The organism is Xanthomonas sp. WHRI 6108, from assembly GCF_040202385.2.
In the GTDB taxonomy this organism is placed as follows: domain Bacteria; phylum Pseudomonadota; class Gammaproteobacteria; order Xanthomonadales; family Xanthomonadaceae; genus Xanthomonas; species Xanthomonas arboricola.
In genome coordinates this window covers 356,597-382,187 of the sequence record NZ_CP168198.1, presented here as the reverse complement: position 1 = coordinate 382,187, position 25,591 = coordinate 356,597, and the positions used below count along the sequence as shown (strand labels likewise).

Here is a 25,591-nt window from a genome sequence, read left to right as displayed (position 1 = left end):
GCTGCCCGACCCGCTTACCGAGGTTGTCCTGCTGCTCAGGCCGGCGGCACGGTTTTCCAAGCTTGTCGTGGGCGCCGGTGCGTGGTCGGCACACCGCTCCGATGCGCCAGGCCCGTTTTATTGCGCAGTGATCGAAGGGACGTGCCGGCTGACGCTCGAAGATGGCGAGGCGCGTGTTCTTGAAGCAGGCGACTTCGTGCTGGCACCGGCCATGCTGGCCGTCACGCTCTCCAGCCTGCAGGCGTCGACCGGGCAGGCCCACACGGTGCCGACCAACATGGGCGATGGCACTTTCCGTATCGGCGCGCAGGACGGCCCGGCGGATCTTCGCATCGTGATTGGGCATTGCAGCTTCGGCTCGCCCGATGCCGCGCTACTGGTGTCGCTGCTGCCCCGGCTGGTGCATCTGCGCAGCGAGCCGCGACTTACCACGCTGGTGACTCTGGTTGGCGAAGAGGCACGTGCAACCCGGCCCGCACGCGAGGTGGTGCTTGCGCGGCTGTTGGAGGTGCTGTTGATTGAAGCATTACGCTCGCTGACAGCGAGCGACACGACGCCAGGACTGGTGCGCGCGTTATCCGACGCGCGGCTGGCGGCGGCAATGCGTGCACTGCACGGTGCACCGGCGCATGCGTGGACGGTCGATGCATTGGCCAAGGAAGCGGCGCTGTCGAGATCATCGTTCTTTGCGCGCTTCAACCGGGCAATGGGCATGGCGCCGATGGAATATCTGCTGGCATGGCGCATGGCGCTGGCAAAGACGCTTCTGTCAGAACAAGGGCTTGGCGTAGCGCAAGCCGCGCAGCGTGTGGGGTATGGCTCGGCAAGCAGTTTCAGCGTTGCCTTCACCCGCCATACCGGCAGCCCACCATCGCAGTACGCGCGCGAGCGTGCTGCAGCGCCTGCAATGTCTGCAGACGCTTTGTAACGGCATCAGGTGTGCCAGACCCGAGCGCGCAGTGCCGCCTGCAGCTGCAGTGAGAAACAGCTGCAACTGCAGGCAAGTGCCCTCGCACTGGCGCATCGATGCATGACTACTGTTGCGCTACCGGTGGCGGTTGCGATTGCGCATCGGCGCCGCCGCCGAGCACCTTGTACAAGGTCACCCGGTTGCTTGCTTCGGTCAGCCGCAGGCTGATCAAGGTCTGCTGTGCGCTGTAGAGCGAGCGCTGCGCGTCCAGTGCCACCAGATAGCTGTCCACGCCGTTGCGGTAGCGCGCATCCGACAGGGTGAAACCGCGTTGTGCCGCATCCACCAGGGCGCGCTGCGCGTCCATGCGTTCGTCCAGCTGGGTGCGCTCGGCCAGCGCGTCGGCCACTTCGCTGAAGGCGGTCTGGATCGCCAGTTCGTATTGGGCGATGGTGATGTCCTTCTGCAGCTTGGCCACATCCAGTTCGGCCTTCAGGGCGCCGGCGCGGAAGATCGGCAGGCTCACGCTGGGCGTGAACGACCAGGTGTGGTCGCCATCGAACAGGCTGGACAAGGCATCGCTGCCGCGCCCGACATTGCCGGTCAGCGAGATGGTGGGGAAGAACGCCGCACGCGCCGCGCCGATGTCGGCGTTGGCGGCCTTGAGCGTGTGCTCGGCCGACAATACGTCCGGGCGCTGCAACAGCACGCGCGATTCCAGCTGCGCCGGCAACGGTGCCAATGCCACGCCACTCTCGATCGCATCGGCAGCCGGCAACAACGCCGCCGGTACCGACGTGCCCACGACCAGGTTCAACGCATTGCGCGACTGCGCCAGCTGTGTGGTGAAGCTGGCGACATCGGCGCGCGCGCTTTCCACGCTGGTCTGGATCTGCGCCAGATCCAGCCCGGAGACGATGCCGTTGTCGTGCTGCAATTCGGTCAGGCGCAGCGTCTTGCGCTGGCTCTCCAGGGTCTGCTGGGCAAGTGCCAGCCGCTGCTGATCGGCGGCCACGGTGAGCCAGTCGCTGGCCACTTCGGCCACCAGGCTCAGGCGGGTGCTGCGCTGGGTCTGCTCGCTGGCCAGATAGGTCTCCAGCGCTTCGTTCTTGAGGCTGCGGATGCGCCCGAACAGGTCCAGCTCCCAGCTGCTGATGCCCACCTGCCCGGTGGCGCTGCGGATGATCTGCGGCGCGCCGGTGAAACTGGTCGCGGCCGCGGCACGTTGCGCCGTGTGCGAGACGCTGGCGTCCACCGCGGGAAACAGGTCCGCACGCTGGATGCGGTACTGCGCACGTGCCTGCTCGATATTGAGCACGGCCACACGCAGATCGCGGTTGTTGTCCAGCGCCAGTGCGACCACCTGTTGCAGGCGCGCATCGACCAGCACCTGCCGCCAGTCCAGCCCAGCCGCAGCGGTAGTGCGGCCATCGGCGCTGTCGCCGTGGGGCGGGCTGCCGGTGTCGCCGACCATGCCGGGCACCGGCGCATCCGGGCGCGCATATTGCGGCGCCATGCTGACGCAGCCGCTCAATGCGATGGCACAGGCCACCGCCAGGCTGAGGGATGTCGTGCGCATCATGGAGTCACCTCGGAGGTGGAAACGACGGGGGAGTACGTGGCAGCCTTGCCGGGAAACAGGCTGCGCACCATCACGTAGAACAACGGTACGAAGAAGATGCCCAGCACGGTGGAGGCCAGCGTGCCGCCGAGCACGCCGGTGCCCAGCGAATGGCGTCCGCCGGAGCCGGCGCCGCTGCTGATCACCATCGGCAGCACGCCGAGCATGAAGGCCAGCGAGGTCATCAGGATCGGGCGCAGGCGCATGCGTGCGGCGTGCAGGGTGGCCTCGATCAAGGGCTGGCCTTTCTCTTCCAGCTCCTTGGCGAACTCCACGATCAGGATGCCGTTCTTGGCGGCCAGGCCCATCGTTGCCAGCAGGCCGACCTGGAAATAGATGTCATTGGACAGCCCGCGCATCCAGGTCGCCAGCAGCGCGCCGACGATGCCCACCGGCACCGCCAGCATCACCGAGATCGGGATCGACCAGCTCTCGTACAACGCGGCCAGGCACAGGAACACGAACACCAGCGACACCGCATACAACATCCAGGTCTGGGTGCCGGCCGCCTGCTCCTGATACGACATGCCCGACCAGGCGTAGCCCACGCCCTTGCCCATGCCGTCCACTTCGCCGGCGACCGCGGTCATCGCATCGCCCGAGCTGATGCCGGATGCAGCGCTGCCGGTGATCTCCATCGATTCGCTGCCGTTGAAGCGGGTCAACACCTGCGGCGCATACGCCCAGGCGCTGCTGGCGAACGCCGAGAACGGCACCATGGCAGCGTCGCTGTTGCGCACGTACCAGCGGTCGATATCGCCGGGCAGCATGCGTGCGGACGCTTCGCCCTGCACGTACACGCGCTTGACCCGGTTGTTGTTGAGGAAGTCGTTGACGTAGCGCCCGCCCATCACCGTGGAGAGCGTGGTGTTGATGTCGGCTGCGGCCACGCCCAGCGCGCCGGCCTTGGCATCGTCGATCTGCACGCGGTAGGTCGGCGCATCGTCCAGGCCGTTGAAGCGCACCGCCGTCAGGTTCTGATTGCCGTTGGCCAGCTGCAGCAACTGCTTGCGTGCTTCCACCAGCGCCTCGTGGCCGTTGCCGGCGGCATCCTGCAGCTGCAGGGTGAAACCGGAACTGGTGCCCAGCCCGTTGATGGCCGGCGGCGTCAATGCAAACACCTGCGCGTCGGGCAGCGTCATCATCATCGCGCCGGTGATGCGCTGGGCCACCTCCTGCGCCGAACCCTCGCGGTCGGCCCAGTCCTTCAGGCGGATAAAGCCCATGCCCGAGTTCTGGCTGCTGCCGGCCAGGCTGAAGCCGGAGATGGTCATGATGCCCTGCACTTCCGGCTGCTTGAGGATGAACGCGGTGGCCTGGTCGATCGACTGCTGGGTGCGTTGCTGGGTGGCACCGGCCGGCGCACTGAACATCACCATCAGCATGCCCTGGTCTTCCTCGGGCAGGAACGCGCTGGGCAACCGCCAGAACAGCAGACCAAGCACCACCAGCAACAGCGCGTAGACCAGCGAGCCGAGCTTGCGATGGCCGACCACGCGCTCCACGCCACGCCCGTAGCGTTCGGTACCGCGATCGAAGCGGGTGTTGAACCAGGTGAAGAAGGTGCCCAGCGCGCCCTTGCGCGAGACATGGCCGCCCTTGTCGATGGGCTTGAGCAAGGTGGCGCACAGCGCCGGACTCAGGGTCAGCGCGACCACCAGCGACAGGATCATCGCCGCGGCAATGGTCACCGAGAACTGCCGATAGATCTCGCCGGTGGCACCGCCGAAGAAGGCCATCGGCAGAAACACCGCGGTGAGCACCAGCGCGATGCCGACCAGGGCGCCGGTGATCTGGCCCATCGAGGTGTGCGTGGCCTCGCGCGGCGACATGCCCTGCTCGGCCATCAGGCGCTCGACGTTTTCCACCACCACGATGGCATCGTCCACCAGCAGGCCGATCGCCAGCACCATCGCGAACATGGTCAGCGTGTTGATCGAAAAGCCCAGCAGCGACAACACCCCGAAGGTGCCCATCAGCACCACCGGCACCGCAATCACCGGCACCAGCGTGGCACGCCAGTTCTGCAGGAACAGGTACATCACCACGACCACCAGCACGATCGCTTCGATCAGGGTCTTGACCACTTCCTCGATGGAGATGCGCACGAACGGTGTGGTGTCGTAGGCGACCTCGTACTTCAGGCCGGCCGGGAAGTACGGCTTGAGCGCATCCAGCTTGGCTTCCACCAGCTTGGCTGCGTCCAGCGCATTGGCACCGGTCGCCAGCTGCAGGCCCATGCCCGAGGCGGCCTTGCCGTTGAACTTGGAACTGGAGCCGTAGGATTCCGAGCCCAGCTCCACCCGCGCGACATCGCGCAGGTACACGGTGGCGCCGCCGGCATCGGACTTGAGCACGATGTTCTCGAACTGCGCCGGTGTGCGCAGCTTGCTGCGCGAGGTCACCGTGGCATTCAACTGCTGGCCCTGCAGCGCCGGCAATCCACCCAGCGCGCCGGACGAGACATCGGCGTTCTGCGCGGCGATCGCGCTGCTGACATCCGAGGGCATCAATGCGTAGGTGTGCAGTTTCTCCGGATCCAGCCAGACGCGCATCGCGTACTCGGCACCGAACACGTTGACGCTGCCGATGCCGTTGAGGCGGCTGATCGGGTCCTGCAACGAGGACACCATGTAGTCGCCGATGTCGGTGCTGTCCATGCTGCCGTCTTCGGAAGTGAAGGCCAGCACCATGAACATGCTGCCGCTGGCCGACTTGGTCACGGTCACGCCGTTGGTCTTGACCTCGTCGGGCAGCAGCGCCTCGCCTTGCGACACCTTGTTCTGCACCTGCACCTGCGCGGTGTCCGGGTCGGTGCCGGACTCGAAGGTCAGCGTGAGTTGCGCGGTGCCCGCCGAGCTGCTGCTGGAGGACATGTAGAGCAGATTGTCCAGGCCTGTCATCTGCTGTTCGAGGATCTGGGTGACCGAGTTCTGCACGGTCTCTGCGGAGGCGCCGGTATAGGTCGCACTGACCGTCACCGAGGGCGGTGCGATGTCCGGGTATTGCTCCAGCGGCAGCGAGAAGATCGAGATCGCGCCGGCCAGCGTGATGACGATGGCGATGACCCACGCGAAGATGGGACGGTCGATGAAGAAACGAGCCATGGGAGTTCCTCAGTCGGCCTTGGGCGTGGCGCTGGCCGGCGCTGCAGGCGTCGGCGTGGCCGTACGCGCAGCGGCGGCGGGTGCGCTCGGTCTGCCTGCAGCGGCTGCACTTGGCGCCGCTGCAGACGCGGCCGCAGTGGCGCTCACCTCGCGCGTCTTCACCGGCATGCCGACCTGGATCTTCTGCAGGCCCTGCACGATCACGCTCTCGCCCGCAGACAGCCCTTCGCTGACCACCCAGCGATCGCCCACCGCATCGCCGGTCTTGAGCACGCGCTGCGCCACCTTGCCATCGGCGCCGACCACCATCGCCACCGCCTCGCCCTTGCTGTTGCGGGTGACGGCCTGTTGCGGCACCAGGATCGCCTGCTCGTTGACCGCCATCGACAGCACCGCCTTGACGTACATGCCGGGCAGCAGCAGATGGTCGGGGTTCGGAATCACCGCACGCAGCTTCACCGTGCCGGTGGTGGCATCCACCGCGGTATCCACCACTTCCAGCGTGCCGGTGCGCGCGTAGGCAGTGCCGTCTTCCAGCAACAGCTTGACCTCGGCCTTGCCATCGACCGCCTTGAGCTGGCCGGCATCGAGCTTGCGCCGCAGCTGCAGTAGCTGCGCGCTGGACTGGCTGACATCCACATAGATCGGGTCGAGCTGGTTGATGGTGGTGAGCACATCGGTCTGGTCGGCGGTGACCAGTGCGCCCGGGGTAAAGCTCGAAGTGCCGATACGGCCGCTGATCGGCGCGGTGATGCGGGTGAATTCCAGATTGAGCTTTGCGGTCTGCAACGCCGCCCTGGCCGCGGTGACTGCGGCTTCGTTCTGGCGCAAGGTGGCGGTGGCGTCGTCGCCGTCCTGCTGGCTGACCGCATCCAGCTTGACCAGCGTCTGATACCGCTGCGCCTTGGGCCTGGCCGACAGCACCGCCGCTTCGGCCTGCGCCAGTTCGCCTTGCGCGGACGCGTACGCGGCCTGGAACGGCGCCGGCTCGATCTGGTACAGCACCTGCCCGGCCTGCACCTGCTCGCCTTCGGTAAACAGCCGCTTGCGCAGGATGCCGCCCACTTGCGGGCGCACCTGCGCGCTTTGATAGGCCACGGTGCGCCCGGGCAGCGTCTGGTCCAGCGCCAGGCGCTGCACGTCCACGCGTTGCACGCCCACTTCCACTTGCCGCTGCTGCGGCGCTTGCGCAGGCGAACACGCCGCCAGTGCGATGGTGATCATGGCGGCCAGCAGCCACTGACGCGGCACCACGGCAGAACGGGAGGAAGCAACGCAACGCATACGGCGCACTCGGGAGTGATCGGAGGATGCGCACGCTACGCTGCGAATATGGAGCAAATTTGAAGATTTGCATCGGCAGACAGCAGGCGCTTGCTTTCGGGGTTTAATGAAGTCCCAATACGGTTGTGCACGACACGCGCTACACCGGCAGCGGCAGGCGCCGCTGCTGCAACCTGGCGTGACTGCAGCAAGCACCCGTGCCTGACCTCATTCGCAACAAGGTTGTCCCAGCCTCGATGAAACTCGGAATCACCGCCAAACTCTTCCTCGCCATCCTCAGCGCCTGCATTGCAGTGCTGCTGATCAATGGCCTGGCCGGGCAGCTGTTGCTCAGGAAGCAGTTTCTCGACTATCTCAGCGAGCAGGGCATCGAGCGGATGCTGGAAGTATTGCCGCGCGTGCAGGCCGACTACGCCAAGCACGGCGACTGGAACTTCATCCGCGACAATCCCGACGCCTGGTTCGTGCTGATGCGCCCGGAGCTGCCGCAGAACCTGCCGCCACGCGCACCACCGATCTCCGATCAGACCGGCGCGGTGTTTCGTTTCGCGCTGCTGGATCGCGACTACCGGGTAATCATCGGCAACCCCGATGTCAGCCGCACCGACACGCTGCGCCCGGTCGTGGTGCACGGGCAGACGGTGGGCTGGATGGGCATGCTGCCCTTCGAGAAGGTGCTGACCGCCAACGACGCGCGCTTCTACCAGGCCCAGCAACGTCTGTGGTGGACTGTCGGCGCGGCGTCCATCGTGGTGGCCGCGCTGTTCGGCTGGCTGCTGTCGCGCACCTTGCTGCGGCGCGTGCGCAGCCTGACCGCGGCAACCCATCGCCTGGCGGCCGGCGACTACGGCACGCGACTGGAGGCGCGCATGCGCGATGAGCTCGACCAGCTCGCGCGCGACTTCAACCAGCTGGCGCAGGCACTGGACAACAACGAACGTGCGCGTCGCGATTTCATGGCCGATGTCTCGCACGAGTTGCGCACGCCGCTGGCGGTGCTGCGCGCCGAGCTGGAAGCGCTGCAGGACGGCATCCGGCCGATGACGCGGGACTCGCTGACCTCGTTGCACCAGGAGGTCGGCCAGCTCGGCAAGCTGATCGAGGATCTCTACGATCTGTCGCTCACCGATGTCGGCGCGCTGGCCTACCGGCGCGCGCCGATCGATCTGAGCGTGGTGCTGCAGTCCACACTGGCCGGCATGCACACGCGCATTGCCGCAGCCGGGCTCACGCTGCAGGCCCACGGCATCACTGCGCCGTTGCATGTCGACGGCGACGAGCGTCGCCTGCAGCAGCTGCTGTCCAACCTGCTGGAAAACGCCTTGCGCTACACCGATGCCGGCGGCCAGTTGCGGGTGCAGTGCGCACGGCGCGCGCACCTGGTGGAGATCGTGATCGAAGACAGCGCACCCGGCGTGCCGGCAGACAAGCTCGATCGCCTGTTCGAGCGCTTCTATCGCGTGGAAGGCTCGCGTAATCGCGCCAGCGGCGGCAGCGGGCTGGGCTTGGCGATCTGCCGCAATATCGTCGGCGCGCACGACGGCGAGATCCACGCCACCGCTTCGCCCTTGGGCGGCCTGCGCGTGACGCTGCGACTGCCGGCCCTGGAGGCCTGATGGACGACACCACCACCGCAGCACCGCACGCGCACGTGCTGATTGTCGAAGACGAACCGCGCCTGGCCGCGGTGCTGGGCGAGTATCTGCACGCGGCCGGCTATTCGCATCATTGGGTGGCCGACGGTGCGCAGGCGATTGCCGCGTTTCGCGCGCAGTCGCCGGATCTGGTCCTGCTGGACCTGATGCTGCCCAATCGCGATGGCATGGACATCTGCCGCGAGCTGCGCAGCCTCGGCGCGGTGCCGGTGATCATGGTGACCGCGCGCGCCGAAGAGATCGACCGCCTGCTCGGGCTGGAGATCGGTGCCGACGACTACATCTGCAAGCCGTTCAGCCCGCGCGAGGTGATTGCACGGGTGCGCGCGGTGCTGCGCCGCCACCGGCACGATCCCAATGCGGTGCCCACGCATGGATTGTTGATCGATGAGGCCGCCTGCCGCGCCAGCGTGGCCGGGCGCGACCTGGATCTGACCCAGGTCGAGTTCCGCCTGCTGCGCACGTTGTGCGCAGCGCCGGGGCGTGTCTACTCGCGCGAACAGTTGATGGACCACGTGTATGTGGACCACCGCATCGTCACCGATCGCACTGTGGACAGCCACATCAAGAACCTGCGCCGCAAGCTGGCCGAGGTGGGCGGCGAAGAATGGGTGCGCTCGGTGTACGGCGTGGGCTATCGCTTCGAGTATCTAGCCACCGAAGCGTAATCAATATCCCCTCGTAGGAGCGTGCCTGCGCGCGACGCACTCCCGATACTCCAGCGACCACGGGCGCGCGACTCCCAACACTCACACCTTCAACCAACGCGTCGACATCGCCACACCGACCATCAGCACCGCAACACCGAGCAAGGCGCCGACCAGGCCGATGCCATGCGCGGCGAAACCGATCATGGCCGGCCCGGCCAGGATGCCCGCATAGCCGAGTGTGGTGACCGCAGTGATGGCGATGCTCTCCGGCATGCGCGTCTGGTTGCCGGCCAACGAGAACAGGGCCGGCACGATATTGGCGCAGCCCAGGCCGACCAATACGTAACCGGCCAACGAGGCCTGCCATGGGCTCACCAGCGTAAGCACGCAGAAGCCCGCGCCGGCTAGCAGCGCGCCCACCACGATCGAGCGGATGCGCCCCAGGCGCTCCACCACCGCATCGCCCAGCAGGCGCGTCACCGTCATGGTCAATGCAAACACCACATAGCCCACGCCGGCGGTGCTCGGGGCGACCTGGTGCACATCGGCCAGGAACACCGAGCTCCAGTCCAGAATGGTGCCTTCGGCCAGGAACACCACAAACGCCAGGATGCCGATGAACAACACGATGCCCCTGGGCAGCGCCAGCAACGGCCCCTGTTGCGCCACGCGCTCGGTCCGCCAGTGGCGTACCGCCAGCGCGCCGACAAGCAGCATGGCGATTACCCCGGCAACCGCCGCGCTCGACGGGGAGAGCTGCGCCGACAGCAGCAAGGTCATCGCGCCGGCACCGACAAACCCGCCGATGCTGAAAAACGCATGGAATCCCGACATCATCGCGCGCCCGGCATCGCGCTCGACCACCACCGCCTGCATGTTCATCGCGCAATCCATCGCGCCCACGCCGGCGCCGAACACGAACAGTACCGCGCCCAGCAACCACGGATCGGCGACCACCGCCAGCAACGGCAGGCTGAGGCAGATCAGCGCCGACGTCACCGCCATGACCGCACGGAAACCGAAGCGTGCCGACACCGCGCCGGCCAGCGGCATCGCCAGGAACGAGCCTGCCCCCAGGCACAGCAGGATCAGGCCAAGCGCGCCATCGTCCACGCCGGTCCTGGCCTTGGCGAATGGCACCAGCACCGCCCAGACCGCGGCAGCAAAGCCGGGAATGAAGAACGCCGCGCGGGTGGCGTGCTGTTGCGCGCGAGCGTTGGAACCGGAGACAGGCGACATGCAAAAAATTCCAGAAGGAAGCGGCGAGGAGAGTGCGACGGTGGCCCAGGCCGGCGCGCTCGCTGGCCGGACCTGACCACGGCTCCATTGCGCGTGCTGCAACCGTCCGTGGGGATATGCGACGCTGCTAGCGAAACACCACCGTGCGATGGCCATTGAGCACGATGCGATGCTCGACATGGCGACGCACCGCACGCGCAAGCACCAGTGATTCGGTATCGCTGCCCAGCCGCACCAGGTCACGCGGCGTCATCGCGTGATCCACGCGCGCCACGTCCTGTTCGATGATCGGGCCTTCGTCCAGATCTTCGGTGACGTAATGCGCGGTGGCACCGATGATCTTGACCCCGCGTGCGTGCGCTTGGTGATATGGCTGCGCGCCCTTGAAGCTGGGCAGGAAGCTGTGATGGATATTGATCGCCCGCCCCGCCAATGCGCGGCACAACGCGGGCGAAAGAATCTGCATGTAGCGCGCCAGCACCACCAGATCGATCTGCAGCGCCTCGACCAGCGCAAGCAGCTGCGCTTCCTGCGCGGCGCGCGTGTCGGCGCTCACCGGCAGATGGTGGAAGGCGATGCCATAGGAGGCGGCCAGCGGCGCGAAGTCGGCGTGGTTGGACACCACCGCCGCGATATCCACCGGCAATTGCCGGCTATGCATGCGGAACAGCAGATCGTTGAGGCAATGCCCCTGCTTGCTCACCAGCACCAGCAGCCGCGCGCGACGGCGCGCATCGTGCAGCTGCCAGTCCATCTGGAATTCATCGGCCAGCTGCGCAAAGCGGCGTTCCAGCCCGGCAATGTCGGTGCCCGGCGGTTTGTCGAAGTGCACGCGCAGGAAGAAGCGGCCACTTTCGTCGTCGCCAAACTGCTGTGCGTCGAGGATGTTGCAGGCCAGATCAAACAGCAGCCCGGTCACGCGATAGACGATGCCGGTGCGGTCGGGGCAGGACAGGGTGAGGATGTAGTCGGAGCGCATCGGCGCAATGATAGCCAATGCGCCCGGCTGCGGGCGCAGTGCTTGCGCCCGTAACTTTCCGCTGCGCCTCAGCGCGGCGGCAGGCGCAGCATCAGCCGCCGATTGATCTCGTCCAGTTGCGCCATCGATGCCTCCACCGAGGTCTCCATCGCTTCCTGGGTGGTGATGTGCGCACGCAGATGCGCCGGATCGGCGAGCTCGCCACGCACCAGAAACACGTTCTCGCCCACCTCGCCAACGTGCCGACTGAGCACCACGTGATCCACCTGGTCGAAGCCATGTTGCTTGGCCAGCGGCAGCAGGCGCGCGGCCATGCGCACGCTGGCCTCGTCGGTGGGTTTGTTCAACTCGGCATCGAGCGCGGCCACCGCTTCGCGGATCTGCGCGAACAGATAGTGGTCCGGATGCTCGGGATGGTCCGGGCCCACCGGGCCCTGGTCGACGACCGGTACGGCGGTCATCGTGTCCCACCGGCGCAGGTCGTTGCGCGCGGTGTGCGCTCGGTCGAACCGAGCGTGATATGCAGGTGTCGCATCGCATCCTCCCTGGAGCGGCGGCTGTCACGAGCCGGCATTTTAGAAGGTCTGCTGCATGTTGAGGTGAGCAAGACGCATCGCGCGTCACCTGCAAGGCCAGGCACGCTGCGCAGAACCCACGCGCGCGCCTGGGTTGCGATCAGGCCTGCCCGGCCCGCCGCGCCGACACTTCTGCCAGCACCGCCCAGTCGGCGTTGCCGTCGCCATGCGCGATGGCCTCGTCCAGGCCGGCGCGCAGCAACTCGCCCAGTGGCATCGGCACCTGCTTGTCGGCGCCGGCCTGGATCGCCAGATCCACATCCTTGCGGCCCAGGGTGGCGGTGAAGCCGGCGGGCAGGTACTCGCGCTGCATGATCAGGCGGCCGTAGCCCTGGTACGCGGGCGCGGCGAACAAGGTGCTGGTGAGCATGCCCAGGAACTGGGTGGCATCCACGCCGTGGCCGCGTGCCAGCGCGCTGGCTTCGGCCATGGCGCCGATCGCGCTGGCCAGGCAGAAGTTGGCTGCCAGCTTGACCGCATTGGCCTGCTCGGGGGTGCGGCCGATCTCCCAGGTGCGTTGACCGAGCACATCGAACATCGGCTGCACGCGCGCCAGCGCCGCCTCGTCGCCGGCGGCCAGAATGTTGAGCTTGCCGGCTTCGGCCACATCGACCCGGCCGAGCACCGGTGCGGCCACATAGGCCACGCCGCGTTCGGCATGCAGGGCGGTCAGCTCGTGCGCCAGTGCCACCGAGATGGTGGCCATGTTGACGTGCACGCTGCCGGCCGGCAGCGCGTCCAGCACGCCTTGCTCCAGCACGGTGGCACGCACCGCGTTGTCGTCGGCCAGCATCGAAAACAGCAGCGGGCCGTGCGCGGCGTCGCGCGGTGCATCCACCACCGTGGCACCGGCCTCGCGCAGCGACTGCGCGCGCTCCGGCGAGCGATTCCACACACGCAGTTCAAAACCGCCGCGCAGCAGGTTGTGCGCCATCGGCAGGCCCATCGTCCCCAAGCCCAGAAATCCTATCGGCATGCGTTGTCCTTGTTGTTATGACGTCTATCGGATGGATCAGCTGGCGAACACGCCACGCGCATCGCGTGGCTCGCAGCGCAGGTATTGCGGCGAGGGCGTAACCGACGCGCCGAGTGCGGCCGCGGCATGCCACGGCCAGCGCGGGTCGTACAGGATGCCGCGCGCCAGCGCGATCGCATCGGCCTGGCCGTCCTGCAGGATCGCCTCGGCCTGCGCCGGCTCGGTGATCAGGCCCACGCCGATCACCGGCGTGCTGACCTGCGCCTTGATCTGCTGCGCAAACGGAATCTGATAGCCCGCCTGCACCGGAATCTGCTGGCGCGGATCCAGCCCGCCGCTGGAGACATGGATGTAGTGCGCACCGCGCGCATCCAGCGCCTTGGACAAGGCGATGCTCTGCTCGAGATCCCAACCGCCCTCCACCCAATCGGTGGCGGAGATGCGCACGCCGATGGCGAGCTTGTCCGACACCGCCGCGCGCACCGCGTCGAAGATGCGCAGCGTCAGCCGCATGCGGTTTTCCAGCGAGCCGCCATACGCATCGCTGCGCTGATTGCTCAGCGGCGACAGGAACTGATGCATCAGATAGCCATGCGCGGCATGCAGCTCGATCAGCGCCAGGCCCAGGCGTTCGGCGCGCCGTGCCGCATCGACAAAGGCCTGCACCACCGCATCGATGCCGGCCTGGTCCAGTGCCTGCGGCAACGGCTGACCGTCACGGAACGCCAGTGCCGATGCGGACACGGTCTGCCAGCCATGCGCGTGATCCGGCGCGATGGCCTCGCCGCCGTTCCACGGCAGATCGGTGGAGGCCTTGCGTCCGGCATGCGCCAGTTGGATGCCGATGGGCATCGGCGACCAACGCCGGACCGAGTCCAGCACCTCGCCCAGCGCCTGCTCGGTGGCATCGTCGTACAAGCCGAGGTCGGCGTAGGAGATGCGCCCCTGCGGCTGCACCGCGGCCGCTTCCAGGATCAGCAGGCCGGCACCGGATTGCGACAAGGTGCCCAGATGGATGCGGTGCCAGTCGCTGGCGCGGCCGTCCTGTGCGGAGTACTGGCACATCGGGGCGATGACGATCCGGTTGGCGAGCGCAAGCGGACCGAAGCGGATGGGGGAGAACAGCTGGCTCAAGGGGGCATCCACAGATGACACGGGGATGCCCATTGCACTGCGCCGCGCGCGTGGGCACAACCGCTGCAATGGATCACTGCGTCATGCCGAACGCGCGCTGGCATCGTTGACGCTGCGTGCACGCAGCGGATCGAACGGGGTGTGCAGGAACGCCAATGCCTGCGCGCACGGCTGTTCGACCTTCAGGCTGAGCAGCTCGTCCGCACGGGTGCGCCCGAAGTTGAGCGCGGCGATCGGCAGGCCGGCCTTTGCCGAGGTCTGCACGAAACGAATTAGTGACGTTTGCTATCATCAGGCCGACCCAGAACAACAATTTCCTTCACAGAAAGAGGATGTAGGCGCCATGGAAAAGGCAATGGTTGGTGCGATTAAGTGCAGTGTTTATGGAATCTGTTTGGGGATGCTGCTTTATTCGCAGGCCGCCTATGCAGCGAGCGAATGCGAGCAAAACTATAGTTCATCTCCCGGCTCCAATGGCGGCGTTATCCACCAGAGCTTCGTTGGACTATACGGCGCCGACAAGGCCGCAGTGACATCCAGCCTTGCGGCCATGGCAAAGAAACAGACTTTCCAACTCGTCCAAGGCCCCTCCATTCTCGAAGACGGCCTCATCACCATGGTCTACGCGCAGCAAGCATCCGCGACCTCGCGCGGCTTTCCTGTTGTCATGATAGTGGCACCCGACACTGATGCAGCGGTCATTTCCTTCGAATTGCCCAAAGGCATGACTGCGCCCGATGCGAAAGGCAACGTCTGTTCGTTTTTTGCTGACGCAAAATTGAATGGACAGCCTGCAAATGCCAGCCGACGCAATGCCGCTCGCAATTCCGCACTCGCCAAACCACTGCTGGCCGCGCTGAATGGCGGTATGAGTGCAGACGAGGCCGCCAAGGCATCGGTGACCGCTAGCCGAGAAACAGCGGTCGTCAGCGCTGATAGCGACCGCGGTGCGGCGCCTAAAATCGCGGACCGCCGCAAGGTTGTCAGGCCCAAGGCGATATTCAGCCCCACAGACGCGGATACGAGGCTGCAGTCCGAAGGCAACTCGACGATCAAAGGCTTCACATGCGGGCGAGTGATAACGGTAAATGGCTCTCAATTTCAGACGGCGCCGAATCAGGGAATCATGCTTTTTCCTTACAATCCCTATCTGAAGGAAGCGATCGACCTGATTGATGCCAACCGCAAGAAAAGCGAAAAAGTGCGGGTTGAAATAGATAACCGTGCTTTTGCATCAGGCCTTGCGGGCAAGACGAACGCCAATGGCGAGTTCATGTTCACCCGAATCAAGCCAGGGCGTTACATCGTAATGGCGCTATTCCATGGCGAGGCCACCAGTTACATCACAAATCCGCAGTCGCAGTTCGACCCAAGCACGAGAACGATTTACCAATGGACGGAGCACGAAAGATTCGACAGTTCGTCCAACGACATCTTGCAGGCGGACGTCACGATCAACCGGGACGGCGAAGTGATTGACGGTGTGGTGGTAAAGCCGACTGGCAATGGCCGGCTCCTCCCTGTGTTGAATGGCATATGCAAGTGGCATCACGCCGAATAGAACCCGGATATAGGCGCCTCTGCTTTAGCCACATGTCTGACACCTGATGCCAAATGTCCGCCGGCGCATAAGAATCCGATCGCAGGCATTCAGTAAGCCCGTTGTGATTTCCGGCACGACGACTTACGACGAAACTGCAGCGCGCTCCGGTTCGTAGCGTGCATGGGGCGCCTGGCCGGCCGATGCTGACGCGCTGCAGGACACTGCTGAACTCGATCGCCCGGCTGGATCGCGAAAGTACAGCGACAGGATCGGCCGGAGCGGTCAGGCAGCCGGGTGCGGCAGCAGGAAGGCCAATGCCTGCGCGCACGGCTGTTCGACCTTCAGGCTGAGCAGCTCGTCCGCACGGGTGCGCCCGAAGTTGAGCGCGGCGATCGGCAGGCCGGCCTTGGCCGCGGTCTGCACGAAACGAAAACCCGAGTACACCATCAGCGACGAGCCCACCACCAGCACCGCATCAGCCGCCTGCAGATGCGCAAATGCGCGCTCCACACGCTCGCGCGGCACGTTCTCGCCAAAGAACACCACATCCGGCTTCAGCACGCCGCCGCACACCGGGCACGGCGGCACTGCAAAACTGTCGAAGGCCACATCGTCCAGGTCCGCATCGCCATCGGGTGCCTGCGCCGCGTCCAGGTCGGCCCAGCCGGGGTTGGCGTGCTCGAGCAGCAGCTGGAATTCGGTACGGGGCATGCGCCCCTCGCAGCCCATGCAGCGCACCACATCGAGCCGGCCATGCAGATCGATCACCGCCTGACTGCCGGCGGCCTGATGCAGGCGGTCCACGTTTTGCGTCAGCAGCAGTTCCAGCTGGCCGCGCGCTTCCAGTGCGGCCAATGCGTGATGGGTGGCATTGGGTTGCGCCAGCCCGAAGCGCGGCCAGCCGACCAGGCTGCGCGCCCAATAGCGCTGCCGCGTGGACAGCTCGCCCATGAAGGCCTGGAACGTCACCGGTTGCGGACGCTTCCAGCCGCCTTGCAGATCGCGGTAATCGGGAATGCCCGAATCGGTACTGCAACCGGCGCCGGTGAGCACGAACAGGCGCCGATGGCGCTCGATGAAGTCCTGCAACACGTTGCTGTCCTGAACTGCTACCGCCGTCATCGCGCAACTCCGGTGGCCATGAGGTAACTGTGCAGCAACACCACCAGTTGCGCCTGCAGCGGCGCAATCCGCACCGCAGGCGCACCCTCCTCGAGCAGGCTCTTCACCGGCCCGGTGATGGCCGCCATGCCGATCTCGGCCACCGCCTCGCAATCGTCGAAGCGCACATCCGCGGCGGTGGCCAGCGCAGCGGCAAACGCCTGCTGCGAGCGCTTGCGCGCCTGCGACCCCAGCGCGGCGCCACCATGCAGTTCGGCAATGGCGTACAGCGCGCGCGAGACGTCCACATGCTGCAGCTTGGCCTGCACGAAGGCATGCACCAAGGCCTCGCACTGCTGCGCCAGCGTGCGTCCGTGCTGTTGCGCACAGGCCCGTTCCACCGCGTCGATCACCGCCTGCAGATGCCACTGCAGCAACGCGATCAACATCGCCTGCCGATTGGGGTAGTACTGGTACACGCTGCCGACCGACACGCCGGCACGCTCGGCCACCCGCGTGGTGGTGCAGCCCTGCAGTCCGTCGGCTACCAGCACCTGGATGCTGGCCTGGCGGATGACCTCCACGGTGGCGCGCGAGCGCGCTTGCTGCGGGGCCTTGCGCGGTGCTGGCAGGGGGAATGAGGTGCTCACGAAGGCGGCTGTACACACGGATGGGTGGCACATAGTCTGGGGGCCTTCTTGGTGATTCCAAGCAAGCGCCCCTCTCCAGCTCCACACCCCTGGCGCTGCACGGCGACGCCGAGCGCCAGATTGCTTCACCGTGTCGCTGGCGAAGCGCTGCGTAACGCAGGCTTTGCGGTCAATGCGCCGATGCGGTCAATCACGATCGTACCGCCACCGATCTCGACGACCACGCCGGTCCAGGCAGCGTCGAACAAGCGGCTGCCAGCGTAGCGCGGGTTGCGATGTCCGAGCTGGCACCGGCGCGATGACACCGAGGGCGGAATGATTGGCCTGGTGATGCGCACCGAATGACGCACAGCCGGCAACCTGCTGCACGCGGTTGAAACCGCTTGAAAACACGTTCCACGTCACAGATCGGCACGCGGGTCCGCCAACTTAGCGTGATCGGGCGCACACGCAATGCTGCGGAAACATGGCGCCGCGACAGTGGGCAGCTCCCCCGCTGACCCCACTCCTGCCATGCCCTACACCCACATCCGGACGCGCTCCGGAGTGCGTCGTGCCGTGTCGCGTCGTCCGCTCGCCGTCCTGCTTGCACTGACCCTGGCCACCCCCGCGCTCGCGCAGGAAGCCGCACCCGCCACGCCTGCCACCCGCAAGGGCGAGGACGGCATCTTCTCGCTGGATCGGATGATCGTCACCGGTGCCGGCCAGGCCCAGAACCAGTTCGACGCCTCGTATGCGATCACCGCGCTGACCGCCGAGCAGATCGACAAGCTGGCCCCGCTCAACCTGGCCAGCCTGATCGGCTCGATGCCCGGCATCTATGCCGAATCCACCGGCGGCGAAGTGCAGAACGTCTACCGCATCCGCGGCATTCCCGACGAAGGCTCGTTTGCCGTGATCCAGGAAGACGGCATCAGCCCCTACCCGGACAACAACGGCTACTTCTACAAGACCGAAGGCCTGGTGCGCCCGGACCTGATGGTCGAATCGGTGGAAACCGTACGCGGCGGGCCGTCGCCGATCTTCGCTTCCAATGCCGCGGCCATCGTCAATTTCGTCACCCGCCAGGGCGGCGACACCCCCGAAGGCGCAGTGCGCACCAGCGTCGGCGACACCGGGCTGTATCGGCTCGATGGCTACTGGTCGGGCAAGCTTGCCGACGGCTGGTACCTGGCTGCCGGCGGCTTCGTGCGGCGCAACGACGGCTACCGCGACGTGGGCTTTCCGGCCGACGAGGGTGGGCAGTTCCGCATGAACCTCACGCACGCGCTGGAGCACGGCAAGCTGACCTTCACCGCCAAGCATCTGGACGACAAGAATGCGTTCTACATGCCGATCCCGCTGTACGACCCGCGCGACACCTCGCGTTCGCTGGACCCGTTGATCGACCGTTTCACCGGCACCTTGAGCAGCGCGCAGCTGAAGCGCGCCAGCATCGTCTCCAGCGATGCCAACGGCGCGCCGCAGCGCGAGTTGCGCGACCTGTCCGATGGCCGCCACATGAAGTTCAACCATCTGGGCGCCAACCTGGACCTGGCCTTCGACAACGGCTGGAGCCTGTCCAACAAGGCCATCGTCAATCGCCTGGACATGGCCTTCGACGCGCTGTATTCCAGCAATGCGCCGCAGGACGCCGCCGCGTATGCCAACAGCCGCCGCGCCGCCGCCAGCGCCACGTTTCCCGGCCTGAGCTCGCTGGGCTACGTCTACACCGACGACGGCAGCCGCTTCGATCCGGCCAGCACCGACGGCCTGGTGATCCAGGGCCAGTACCGCGCCATGAACGTGCGCGCCGATTCGTTCGCCGACGACCTGCGCCTGCATCGCCGCTTCGACTGGGGCGGCGACAGCCACGACATCACGCTCGGCGTGTATGGCGCCTATTACGCGCGTTCCTACAATTCGCGTTACCAGAGCTATCTGCTGGAGATGCGGCAGAACCCGCGCACGATCGACCTGCTCGGCTACGACGCGACCGGCAACGTGGTCGGAGGCGTAACCAAGGACGGCGTGGTGATCTACGGCGCCGACCGCACCCAGGGCAAGGCCTACACCAGCATGCTGGCGCCCTATATCGCCGACACCTGGCAGGTGACCGACAAGCTGCGCCTGGAAGCCGGCGTACGTCACGAGCGCTACCGCTACCGCGCCTGGAGCATGCTGCGCAGCACCGGCAACCTGGGCATGGCCGACACCCTGGCCGACGATGCCGCGCGCCTGTTCACCGGGGCCCGCGCGCACACCGCGCTGGACGTGGGCGTGACCAACTGGACCGCGGGCTTCAACTACGACATCAATCCCACCGTCGGCATCTACGGCCGCGCCTCGCGTGCGCACCGCGCGCCCAGCGAGGGCGCCAACGAGGGCAACGTCAACATCCCCACCGCCGACCAGTTCGAGCTCGGCACCAAGCTCAACTTCGACACGCTGGATGTGTTCGCCACCGCCTTCTACACTAAGTACGACCCGTACAACATCGGCACCAGCGCGGTGAATCCGCAGACCGGCGCGGCCGAATCCAAGGACTACCGCGGCAGCGTCACCAACCCCGGCATCGAACTGGCGGCGGTGTGGACGCCGGCGCAGTGGCTACGTCTTGATGCCAACCTGACCTACAACGACACCAAGGTGTCCGACCTGACCGAAGTGGTGGCCAATGGCGCAGTGGCCGTGGTCGACGTGGACGGCAACATGCCCAACCGCCAGCCGAAGCTGTACGGCAATGCCGGCCCGACGCTGTTGTTCACCACCGGTGCGTTCGATTGGGAAACCTCGTTGCGCTACGCCTATGTGGGCAAGCGCTACGCCGACCTGGAAAACACCACCGAGCTGGCCGCCTACGACACCCTGGCGGCCAACATCCTGGTGCGCAACGGGCCGTGGGACGTGCAGCTATCGGTGGACAACCTGACCAACACCTTTGCGCTGACCGAAGGCAACCCGCGCACCGACACCATCTCCGGCCAGGGCACGCGCGCACCGATCTACGGCCGGCCGATCTACGAGCGCAACTCGCGGCTGGTGGTGACCTACCACTTCTGAGTGCGCCGGCGTCCGGGGTGTCGCAGCCTCATGCCAGCGCTCCACTTCCCGATCCATCGCCTGCAGCGCCGTAGCTGCGCTGCAGGCCACAAGGACTGCCATGACAGCTTCCCGTCTTGCCTGTGCGCTGCTGGTTGCAGCAGCGACGTGTTCCGGCGATGCCGCCGCCTGGGGCCACCGCGCGCATGCCGCCATCGACAGCGCCGCCGTGCAGGCCCTGCCCGACGACGGCCCGGTCTTTCTCAAACAGTACGCGCAGGTGATCGCCGACGGCGCCACGCTGCCGGACGGCTGGCGCAGCGAAAGCGAACCCTTCCTCAAGATCGAAGAAGACCCCAACCACGGCTGGTTCCGCGAGCAGTTCGCCTTCATGCAGCACCCGCCGCGCTCGCGCTACGCCTTCGTGCTGGCGCTGTACGACGAACAACGGCGCATCGCCGGCAGCGACCCGCAACTGGCGCAGCGCATGAACGTGCGTTGGGCCGGCACCTTGCCGTACGCCGCCACCGAAGGCTACCAACGCATCGTGGCGACCATGCGGCAGCTGCGCACGCTGCGCGTCAAGGGCCAGGACACCCGAGAGCTCGAACGCAACTGCGCGTTCTACGTCAGCTGGTTTGCGCACTACATCGGCGATGGCGCGCAGCCGCAGCACGACAGCATCCATCACGACGGCTGGCAGGGGCCGAACCCGCACGGCTACAGCACCGACCCGAAGGTGCACGGCAAGTTCGAGAGCGATTACGTGGAGAAGATTGCGCTGACCCCGCAGGACCTGCTGAGCCGCATGCCGGCCCTGGCGCACCAGGATGGCGATGTGTTCGAGCAGATCCTGGGCTTTCTCGACATCGGCACCGGCCGTGTCGAGCAGGTCTATCGCCTGGAAAAGGCCGGCGCCTTCGACGACGCATCCAGCAGCGACGGCCGCGCGATGGTCTATCGCACCGCCGGCGACGGCGCGGCGATGCTGCGCGACCTGCTGGTGCGCGCCTGGCGCGAAAGCGCGCTGCGGCCCGGCGCCTCCACGCCACCCAGCATGGACCCACGCCATCCGCAGTACGACCCGGCGACCGGATCTGCACCTGCAGGCACCTCGCCCACGCTGTAACCGCCGATGGCGACAGGAGGGGCCGCCATCGGCGTGCCGACCTGCGCGGCGGCACAGCGCAGCGCGCCCTACAGATCGCGCGTGCCGTCACGCCGCGTCAGTGAGCGTTGGCGGCCTGTTCGACAAAGCGCAGCAGATCCTGATTGAAGCGCGGGCTGTCTTCCAGAAACGGGGCATGCCCGGCGTCGGGATACAGCACCGTCTGCGCACGCGGCTGCAGCTGCCGTGCACGTGCCAGCGTCGGCCCGGTGGTCACTAGCGCATCGCGCGCGCCGTACATCAGCAGCACCGGCAACTGCGTGCGTTGCAGGCCGGCAACGTCGATCGACATGCCCTGCACGGCACGCTGCATGTCCCACGAGGCCAGCGACGCGTTGGCCAGCAAGGTTTCAAACACTGGCGCCGGAGGCTGGGTGGCAAAACACAGCCGCAGGAAGTCCTGCACCGCCTGCAGGTGCGTGCGCAGGTCGTCGGAGACCAGATCGCGATAGATCGCCGGATGCGCGCCCAGTTGCTCTGCGCGCAGTTCGATCACGCCATCGACATACACCACGCCGCCAAGCCCTTCGTCGCCATAACGGGTGAGGTAGTTGCTGATCACCGCACCGCCCAGCGACCAACCCACCAGCACCGCATCGCGCGCGTTTGCGGCCTTCACCACGGCGGCAAGGTCGTCGGCCCAGCGCATGCCGTCCCGATACGCGGACGCTGCCGCCGGCTTGCCGGACAGCCCATGCCCGCGCAGGTCGTAGGTGATCAAGCGATAGCCTTGCAGGCGCGGATCGGCCAGCTGCGCGTCCCAATCGATGCGGCTGCCGAGCAGGCCGTGCACGAACACGATTGCCCGGCCATCGGTGGCGCCATGCTCCTGCACCGCCAGGGCCACGCCGTCGGGCGCGGTGACGGTGTAGCTGCGCGACGCCGGGGGTGAGGTCGGCCCCGCCGCCGCCAAGGTTGAAGAGGACAGCAGCAGGCAGACCAGCAGGTAGCGCATCGGCAACATGCCAATGGCGGGGAGAAAGCGAACAGGCATCGGAGTGAGCTCCAGACAATGGGAGCCACCATCCTCGAGCCTCACACCAATGTGAGGGTCAAGCATTGCGTGCAACGTATGCTGGGCGCATGGCCACATCGTCCGAACCTTCACTGAGCATTGGCGCGCTGGCGCTGCAGACCGGCGCCAGCGTGCGCTCGCTTCGCCACTACGACGCGCATGGGCTGCTGACCTCCTCGCGCAGCGCCAACGGCTACCGGGTGTTTCCCGCTGCCTGCGTTGCGCAGGTGCGGCAGATCCAGCGGCTGATCGCCACCGGCTTCAGCCTGGACGACATCCTCGGCTTCCCCGATTGCATGCGTCTGGTGGAAGGCGCGCAGATGTGCCCGGAAACCGCGCAGGCGCATCGGGCACGCCTGCAGCTGATCGAGCGCCAGCTGGCCGACCTGGAGCGGCGCCGTGCGCGTTTGCTGGAAACCCTGGCGCAGGGTTCAGCGGATGCCGCGGCCACGCTGCCGCCTGCAGCGCAGACCAGACGCAGCAAGCGGGCGCGCTAGAGCGGCTGACAGACGCCGCGCAGTCGTGCAGCCAGTCGCGCTTGGACGCGGCGGTCGAACCGCGTCACTCGCCGCGTGCAGGATGCGGCGCAAAGCGCCCGTACGGCCGCGTGTCGTCGGCGCGCTGGCGCAGTACGTAGGCCGCGGCGAAGGCGAGCGCCAGCAAGGTCAGGCACATGCCGACCAGCGCGCCCCAGCCACCGTGTTGCCAGAACCAGCCGCCGAGCGCGCCGATCACGCTGGAGCCGGCGTAATACGCCAGCAGATACAGCGATGCGGCGTGACTGCGGTGCGCACCGCCGAGCCGGCTCACCCACGCGCTGGCCGCCGAATGCGCGATGAAGAAGCCGATCGTCAGCAACACGATGCCGGCCACCACCAGCGCCAGCACATGCGCCAGGGTCAGCGCCACGCCGAGCACGCACAGCACGATGCCGGTGGTGACCACCGGGCCGCGCCCGAAACGGTCCGACGCCGCACCGGCCACCGACGAACTGACGATGCCGAACACATAGGCGCTGAAGATCATGCCGATCTGGCTCTGGCTCAGGCCGAATTCCGGCCCGCCCAGCCGGAAGCCGGCGTAGTTGTAGAGGCAGACGAACACGCCCATCAACAGGAACGGCAGCGCGAACAGGAACGGCAGGTTGCGGTCGCGCAGATGCCCGGCCCAGGCGCGCAGATGGAAGCGCAGGTTGATGCCGTGCCGGCGCACGAAGTTGCGCGACGGCGGCAGCAACCAGAAGAACGCCAGCGCGCACAGCAGGTCGAACACGCTCAACACCGCCAGTGCGGTGCGCCAGTCGTAGTGATCGGTCAGCACGCTCATCACGATGCGCCCGCTCATGCCGCCGAAGGCATTGCCGGCCACATACAGACCGGTGGCCGCGCCCATCTTGTTGGCCGGCAGTTCCTCGCCCAGATACACCATCGCCACCGCCGGCACCCCGCCCAGCGCGATACCGGACAAGGTGCGCACCAGCACCAGCGCGCCCCAGTGCGGCAGGAAGGCGGCGACCAGGTTGAGCACCGCGGCCAGTGCGATCGATACGAACATCAACCCGCGCCGGCCCAGGTTCTCCGACACTGCGCCGGCACAGAAGATCGCCAGGGCCAGCGCGCCGGTGGCCAGCGACAACGGCAGCGAGGCGGTGGCCGCATCCACGCCGAAGGCGCGCGCAAGCTCCGGCAGCACCGGCTGCACGCTGTACAGCAGCGAGAAGGTGGCAAAGCCGGCCAGGAACAGGGCCAGGCGGATGCGGCCGCTGGCGGGCGCACCGGCGGCGGCGTTGTCGGCAAGGCCAGCGGTGGCGCCCGGCAGGCTGCCGGTGCGGCGATCAGGAGAGGACACAGGCGCAGCATCGAGACGTGGGACGGCGAGTATTCGCCTGCGCTGACCCCCTGTCCAATATATGATCGTGGCAGTTGCCATATGCAGAACAGATAGCATGGAACTTCGCCACCTGCGCTACTTCCTGGCTGTCGCCGAGGAGGGCAACTTCACCCGCGCCGCAGCGCGGGTCGGCATCGGCCAGCCGCCGTTGAGCCAGCAGATCCAGGCGCTGGAGCGCGATCTGGGCACGCCGCTGTTCCGGCGCACCCATAGCGGCGCCGAGCTGACCCCGGCCGGCGAGGCCTTCCTGGTCGAGGTGCGCCGCGTGCTCGCCGATGTGGAGCGCGCCGCCGAAACCGCACGGCGGGTGGCGCGCGGCGAATCCGGCCGGCTGCGGCTGGGCTTCACCGCCTCGGCCGCGTTCAACCCGGTGGTGCCGCACCTGATCCGCGACTTTCGCCGGCAATGGCCGCAGGTCGAGCTGTTGCTGGAAGAAACCAACACTGCCGGACTGCTGCTGGCCCTGGCCGATGGCCGCCTGGACGCGGCTTTCGTGCGCTACGGCCTGAGCACGCCGCCCGACCTGCAACTGCTGCGCTTTGCCGACGAACCGATGAAGATCGCCGTGCCCGCCGCGCATCGGCTGGCCGCCCGCAACAGCGCGCCACTGGCGGCGCTGGCGGGCGAACCGTTCATCCTGTTCCCGCGCAGCTTCGGGTCCAGCCTGTACGACGAGATCCTCGCCGCCTGCCGGCAATCCGGCGTGACCCTGCGCATCACCCAGGAGGCGCCGCAGATGTCGTCCATCGTCAATCTGGTCGCCGCCGAACTGGGCGTGTCGGTGGTGCCCGCCTCCACTGCGCAGCTGCAGCTGCCCGGCGTGCGCTATCTGGATATCGAAGGCCAGATGCCGCTGGCCCGGCTGGCCCTGGCAGTCGCGCCGGGCGCCCTGGACACCGCGCCACTGGTCCAGCATCTGTGGGCGCTGGCGGAAGTGCTGTGAGCCAGGCTGATCTCGAGCCGACAGCACCACGGTTTTTGTAGGAGCGCACCCGTGCGCGATGTGGCTCTACCGGTAAGGCCCTCGCGCACAGGTGCGCTCCTACACCTGCCAACAGATGGCCAGATGCCGC

Annotated in this window: 20 protein-coding genes and 1 pseudogene; 8 read left to right on the top strand and 13 right to left on the bottom strand. The window is 66.8% G+C overall.

The genetic code is table 11. From position 1 onward, the window contains the following. Position 1 precedes the first annotated feature (1 nt). Positions 2 to 928, top strand: a complete 927-nt coding sequence (locus ABQ039_RS01615) for an AraC family transcriptional regulator (RefSeq protein ID WP_349778323.1) — start codon at positions 2 to 4, stop codon at positions 926 to 928. A gap of 106 nt (positions 929 to 1,034) precedes the next feature. Here ABQ039_RS01615 and ABQ039_RS01610 read toward each other — a convergent pair whose 3' ends face one another. From ABQ039_RS01610 to ABQ039_RS01600, 3 genes are read right to left on the bottom strand one after another with little or no spacing between them, the layout of a single operon-like run. After that, entirely contained in the window at positions 1,035 to 2,489 is a 1,455-nt protein-coding gene (locus ABQ039_RS01610; protein WP_184551313.1) for an efflux transporter outer membrane subunit, read from the bottom strand. After that, complete coding sequence (locus ABQ039_RS01605) at positions 2,489 to 5,638, bottom strand: efflux RND transporter permease subunit (RefSeq protein WP_184609894.1); 3,150 nt, start codon at positions 5,636 to 5,638, stop codon at positions 2,489 to 2,491. The genes ABQ039_RS01610 and ABQ039_RS01605 overlap by 1 nt, the downstream gene beginning before the upstream one ends. A 9-nt stretch (positions 5,639 to 5,647) precedes the next feature. Then, positions 5,648 to 6,922: an efflux RND transporter periplasmic adaptor subunit gene (locus ABQ039_RS01600; protein ID WP_349778221.1), complete on the bottom strand. Its 1,275-nt coding sequence runs from the start codon at positions 6,920 to 6,922 to the stop codon at positions 5,648 to 5,650. A 236-nt stretch (positions 6,923 to 7,158) separates the two neighbouring features. On the opposite strand from ABQ039_RS01600, the gene baeS reads away from it, so the two are divergent. After that, positions 7,159 to 8,538, top strand: coding sequence for a sensor histidine kinase efflux regulator BaeS (gene baeS / locus ABQ039_RS01595; protein ID WP_102583162.1), 1,380 nt, complete (start codon positions 7,159 to 7,161; stop codon positions 8,536 to 8,538). Then, on the top strand, positions 8,538 to 9,245 hold the full coding sequence (locus ABQ039_RS01590) for a response regulator (protein WP_167708244.1): 708 nt from the start codon (positions 8,538 to 8,540) through the stop codon (positions 9,243 to 9,245). The genes baeS and ABQ039_RS01590 overlap by 1 nt, the downstream gene beginning before the upstream one ends. Positions 9,246 to 9,326: 81 nt before the next feature. Here the strand turns inward: ABQ039_RS01590 and ABQ039_RS01585 are convergent, their stop codons facing one another. The 6 genes and pseudogenes from ABQ039_RS01585 to ABQ039_RS01560 form a co-directional block, all read right to left on the bottom strand. Next, positions 9,327 to 10,466 carry an MFS transporter gene (locus ABQ039_RS01585; protein WP_349778222.1) on the bottom strand — a complete coding sequence of 380 codons (1,140 nt, stop codon included), beginning with the start codon at positions 10,464 to 10,466 and terminating at the stop codon, positions 9,327 to 9,329. Positions 10,467 to 10,593: 127 nt separating this feature from the next. Continuing rightward, complete coding sequence (gene purU / locus ABQ039_RS01580) at positions 10,594 to 11,445, bottom strand: formyltetrahydrofolate deformylase (protein WP_016901474.1); 852 nt, start codon at positions 11,443 to 11,445, stop codon at positions 10,594 to 10,596. Positions 11,446 to 11,513: 68 nt separating this feature from the next. Beyond that, complete coding sequence (locus tag ABQ039_RS01575) at positions 11,514 to 11,906, bottom strand: XVIPCD domain-containing protein (RefSeq protein WP_047126299.1); 393 nt, start codon at positions 11,904 to 11,906, stop codon at positions 11,514 to 11,516. Positions 11,907 to 12,120: 214 nt separating this feature from the next. Beyond that, on the bottom strand, positions 12,121 to 12,996 hold the full coding sequence (locus ABQ039_RS01570; protein WP_102250830.1) for an NAD(P)-dependent oxidoreductase: 876 nt from the start codon (positions 12,994 to 12,996) through the stop codon (positions 12,121 to 12,123). 36 nt (positions 12,997 to 13,032) lie between these two features. Next, the gene (locus ABQ039_RS01565) at positions 13,033 to 14,151 is read right to left on the bottom strand and encodes an NADH:flavin oxidoreductase/NADH oxidase (protein WP_026064095.1); all 1,119 of its coding nucleotides are present in this window, start codon (positions 14,149 to 14,151) and stop codon (positions 13,033 to 13,035) included. Positions 14,152 to 14,211: 60 nt separating this feature from the next. After that, positions 14,212 to 14,400, bottom strand: a pseudogene (locus ABQ039_RS01560) (NAD-dependent deacetylase); the annotation flags it as partial. A 73-nt stretch (positions 14,401 to 14,473) separates the two neighbouring features. Here ABQ039_RS01560 and ABQ039_RS01555 point away from each other — a divergent pair. Then, on the top strand, positions 14,474 to 15,691 hold the full coding sequence (locus tag ABQ039_RS01555) for a hypothetical protein (protein ID WP_349778223.1): 1,218 nt from the start codon (positions 14,474 to 14,476) through the stop codon (positions 15,689 to 15,691). 264 nt (positions 15,692 to 15,955) lie between these two features. Here ABQ039_RS01555 and ABQ039_RS01550 read toward each other — a convergent pair whose 3' ends face one another. Together ABQ039_RS01550 and ABQ039_RS01545 are read right to left on the bottom strand one after the other, a co-directional pair. After that, positions 15,956 to 16,795 (bottom strand): NAD-dependent protein deacetylase, encoded by an 840-nt coding sequence (locus ABQ039_RS01550; protein ID WP_349778224.1) that lies wholly within the window; start codon positions 16,793 to 16,795, stop codon positions 15,956 to 15,958. Continuing rightward, positions 16,792 to 17,457 carry a TetR/AcrR family transcriptional regulator gene (locus ABQ039_RS01545; RefSeq protein WP_374057837.1) on the bottom strand — a complete coding sequence of 222 codons (666 nt, stop codon included), beginning with the start codon at positions 17,455 to 17,457 and terminating at the stop codon, positions 16,792 to 16,794. The genes ABQ039_RS01550 and ABQ039_RS01545 overlap by 4 nt, the downstream gene beginning before the upstream one ends. Positions 17,458 to 17,982: 525 nt before the next feature. On the opposite strand from ABQ039_RS01545, the gene ABQ039_RS01540 reads away from it, so the two are divergent. Beyond that, the gene (locus tag ABQ039_RS01540; RefSeq protein ID WP_349778225.1) at positions 17,983 to 20,466 is read left to right on the top strand and encodes a TonB-dependent receptor domain-containing protein; all 2,484 of its coding nucleotides are present in this window, start codon (positions 17,983 to 17,985) and stop codon (positions 20,464 to 20,466) included. Positions 20,467 to 20,566: 100 nt separating this feature from the next. Next, complete coding sequence (locus ABQ039_RS01535) at positions 20,567 to 21,574, top strand: nuclease (protein WP_260300065.1); 1,008 nt, start codon at positions 20,567 to 20,569, stop codon at positions 21,572 to 21,574. Between the two features lie 97 nt (positions 21,575 to 21,671). On the opposite strand, the gene ABQ039_RS01530 is transcribed toward ABQ039_RS01535, so the two are convergent. Next, positions 21,672 to 22,607, bottom strand: coding sequence for an alpha/beta fold hydrolase (locus ABQ039_RS01530; protein WP_184609884.1), 936 nt, complete (start codon positions 22,605 to 22,607; stop codon positions 21,672 to 21,674). Between the two features lie 89 nt (positions 22,608 to 22,696). On the opposite strand from ABQ039_RS01530, the gene ABQ039_RS01525 reads away from it, so the two are divergent. Continuing rightward, positions 22,697 to 23,125, top strand: coding sequence for a MerR family transcriptional regulator (locus ABQ039_RS01525; RefSeq protein ID WP_102253199.1), 429 nt, complete (start codon positions 22,697 to 22,699; stop codon positions 23,123 to 23,125). 64 nt (positions 23,126 to 23,189) lie between these two features. Here the strand turns inward: ABQ039_RS01525 and ABQ039_RS01520 are convergent, their stop codons facing one another. Then, positions 23,190 to 24,476, bottom strand: a complete 1,287-nt coding sequence (locus tag ABQ039_RS01520; RefSeq protein ID WP_374057836.1) for an MFS transporter — start codon at positions 24,474 to 24,476, stop codon at positions 23,190 to 23,192. Positions 24,477 to 24,573: 97 nt separating this feature from the next. Between ABQ039_RS01520 and ABQ039_RS01515 the strand changes: the two genes are divergently transcribed. Beyond that, a complete protein-coding gene (locus tag ABQ039_RS01515) occupies positions 24,574 to 25,461 on the top strand; it encodes a LysR family transcriptional regulator (RefSeq protein WP_024939810.1) in 888 nt (295 codons plus the stop codon). Positions 25,462 to 25,591: the final 130 nt, after the last annotated feature.

Excerpts from the sequence above, each read along its gene's own strand:
- ABQ039_RS01610 (WP_184551313.1), bottom strand. The coding sequence starts at position 2,489 with ATGCGCACGACATCCCTCAGCCTGGCGGTGGCCTGTGCCATCGCATTG.
- ABQ039_RS01605 (WP_184609894.1), bottom strand. The coding sequence starts at position 5,638 with ATGGCTCGTTTCTTCATCGACCGTCCCATCTTCGCGTGGGTCATCGCC.
- ABQ039_RS01600 (WP_349778221.1), bottom strand. The coding sequence starts at position 6,922 with ATGCGTTGCGTTGCTTCCTCCCGTTCTGCCGTGGTGCCGCGTCAGTGG.
- baeS (WP_102583162.1), top strand. The coding sequence starts at position 7,159 with ATGAAACTCGGAATCACCGCCAAACTCTTCCTCGCCATCCTCAGCGCC.
- ABQ039_RS01590 (WP_167708244.1), top strand. The coding sequence starts at position 8,538 with ATGGACGACACCACCACCGCAGCACCGCACGCGCACGTGCTGATTGTC.
- ABQ039_RS01585 (WP_349778222.1), bottom strand. The coding sequence starts at position 10,466 with ATGTCGCCTGTCTCCGGTTCCAACGCTCGCGCGCAACAGCACGCCACC.
- purU (WP_016901474.1), bottom strand. The coding sequence starts at position 11,445 with ATGCGCTCCGACTACATCCTCACCCTGTCCTGCCCCGACCGCACCGGC.
- ABQ039_RS01575 (WP_047126299.1), bottom strand. The coding sequence starts at position 11,906 with ATGACCGCCGTACCGGTCGTCGACCAGGGCCCGGTGGGCCCGGACCAT.
- ABQ039_RS01570 (WP_102250830.1), bottom strand. The coding sequence starts at position 12,996 with ATGCCGATAGGATTTCTGGGCTTGGGGACGATGGGCCTGCCGATGGCG.
- ABQ039_RS01555 (WP_349778223.1), top strand. The coding sequence starts at position 14,474 with ATGGAAAAGGCAATGGTTGGTGCGATTAAGTGCAGTGTTTATGGAATC.
- ABQ039_RS01550 (WP_349778224.1), bottom strand. The coding sequence starts at position 16,795 with ATGACGGCGGTAGCAGTTCAGGACAGCAACGTGTTGCAGGACTTCATC.
- ABQ039_RS01545 (WP_374057837.1), bottom strand. The coding sequence starts at position 17,457 with ATGTGCCACCCATCCGTGTGTACAGCCGCCTTCGTGAGCACCTCATTC.
- ABQ039_RS01535 (WP_260300065.1), top strand. The coding sequence starts at position 20,567 with ATGACAGCTTCCCGTCTTGCCTGTGCGCTGCTGGTTGCAGCAGCGACG.
- ABQ039_RS01530 (WP_184609884.1), bottom strand. The coding sequence starts at position 22,607 with ATGCCTGTTCGCTTTCTCCCCGCCATTGGCATGTTGCCGATGCGCTAC.
- ABQ039_RS01525 (WP_102253199.1), top strand. The coding sequence starts at position 22,697 with ATGGCCACATCGTCCGAACCTTCACTGAGCATTGGCGCGCTGGCGCTG.
- ABQ039_RS01515 (WP_024939810.1), top strand. The coding sequence starts at position 24,574 with ATGGAACTTCGCCACCTGCGCTACTTCCTGGCTGTCGCCGAGGAGGGC.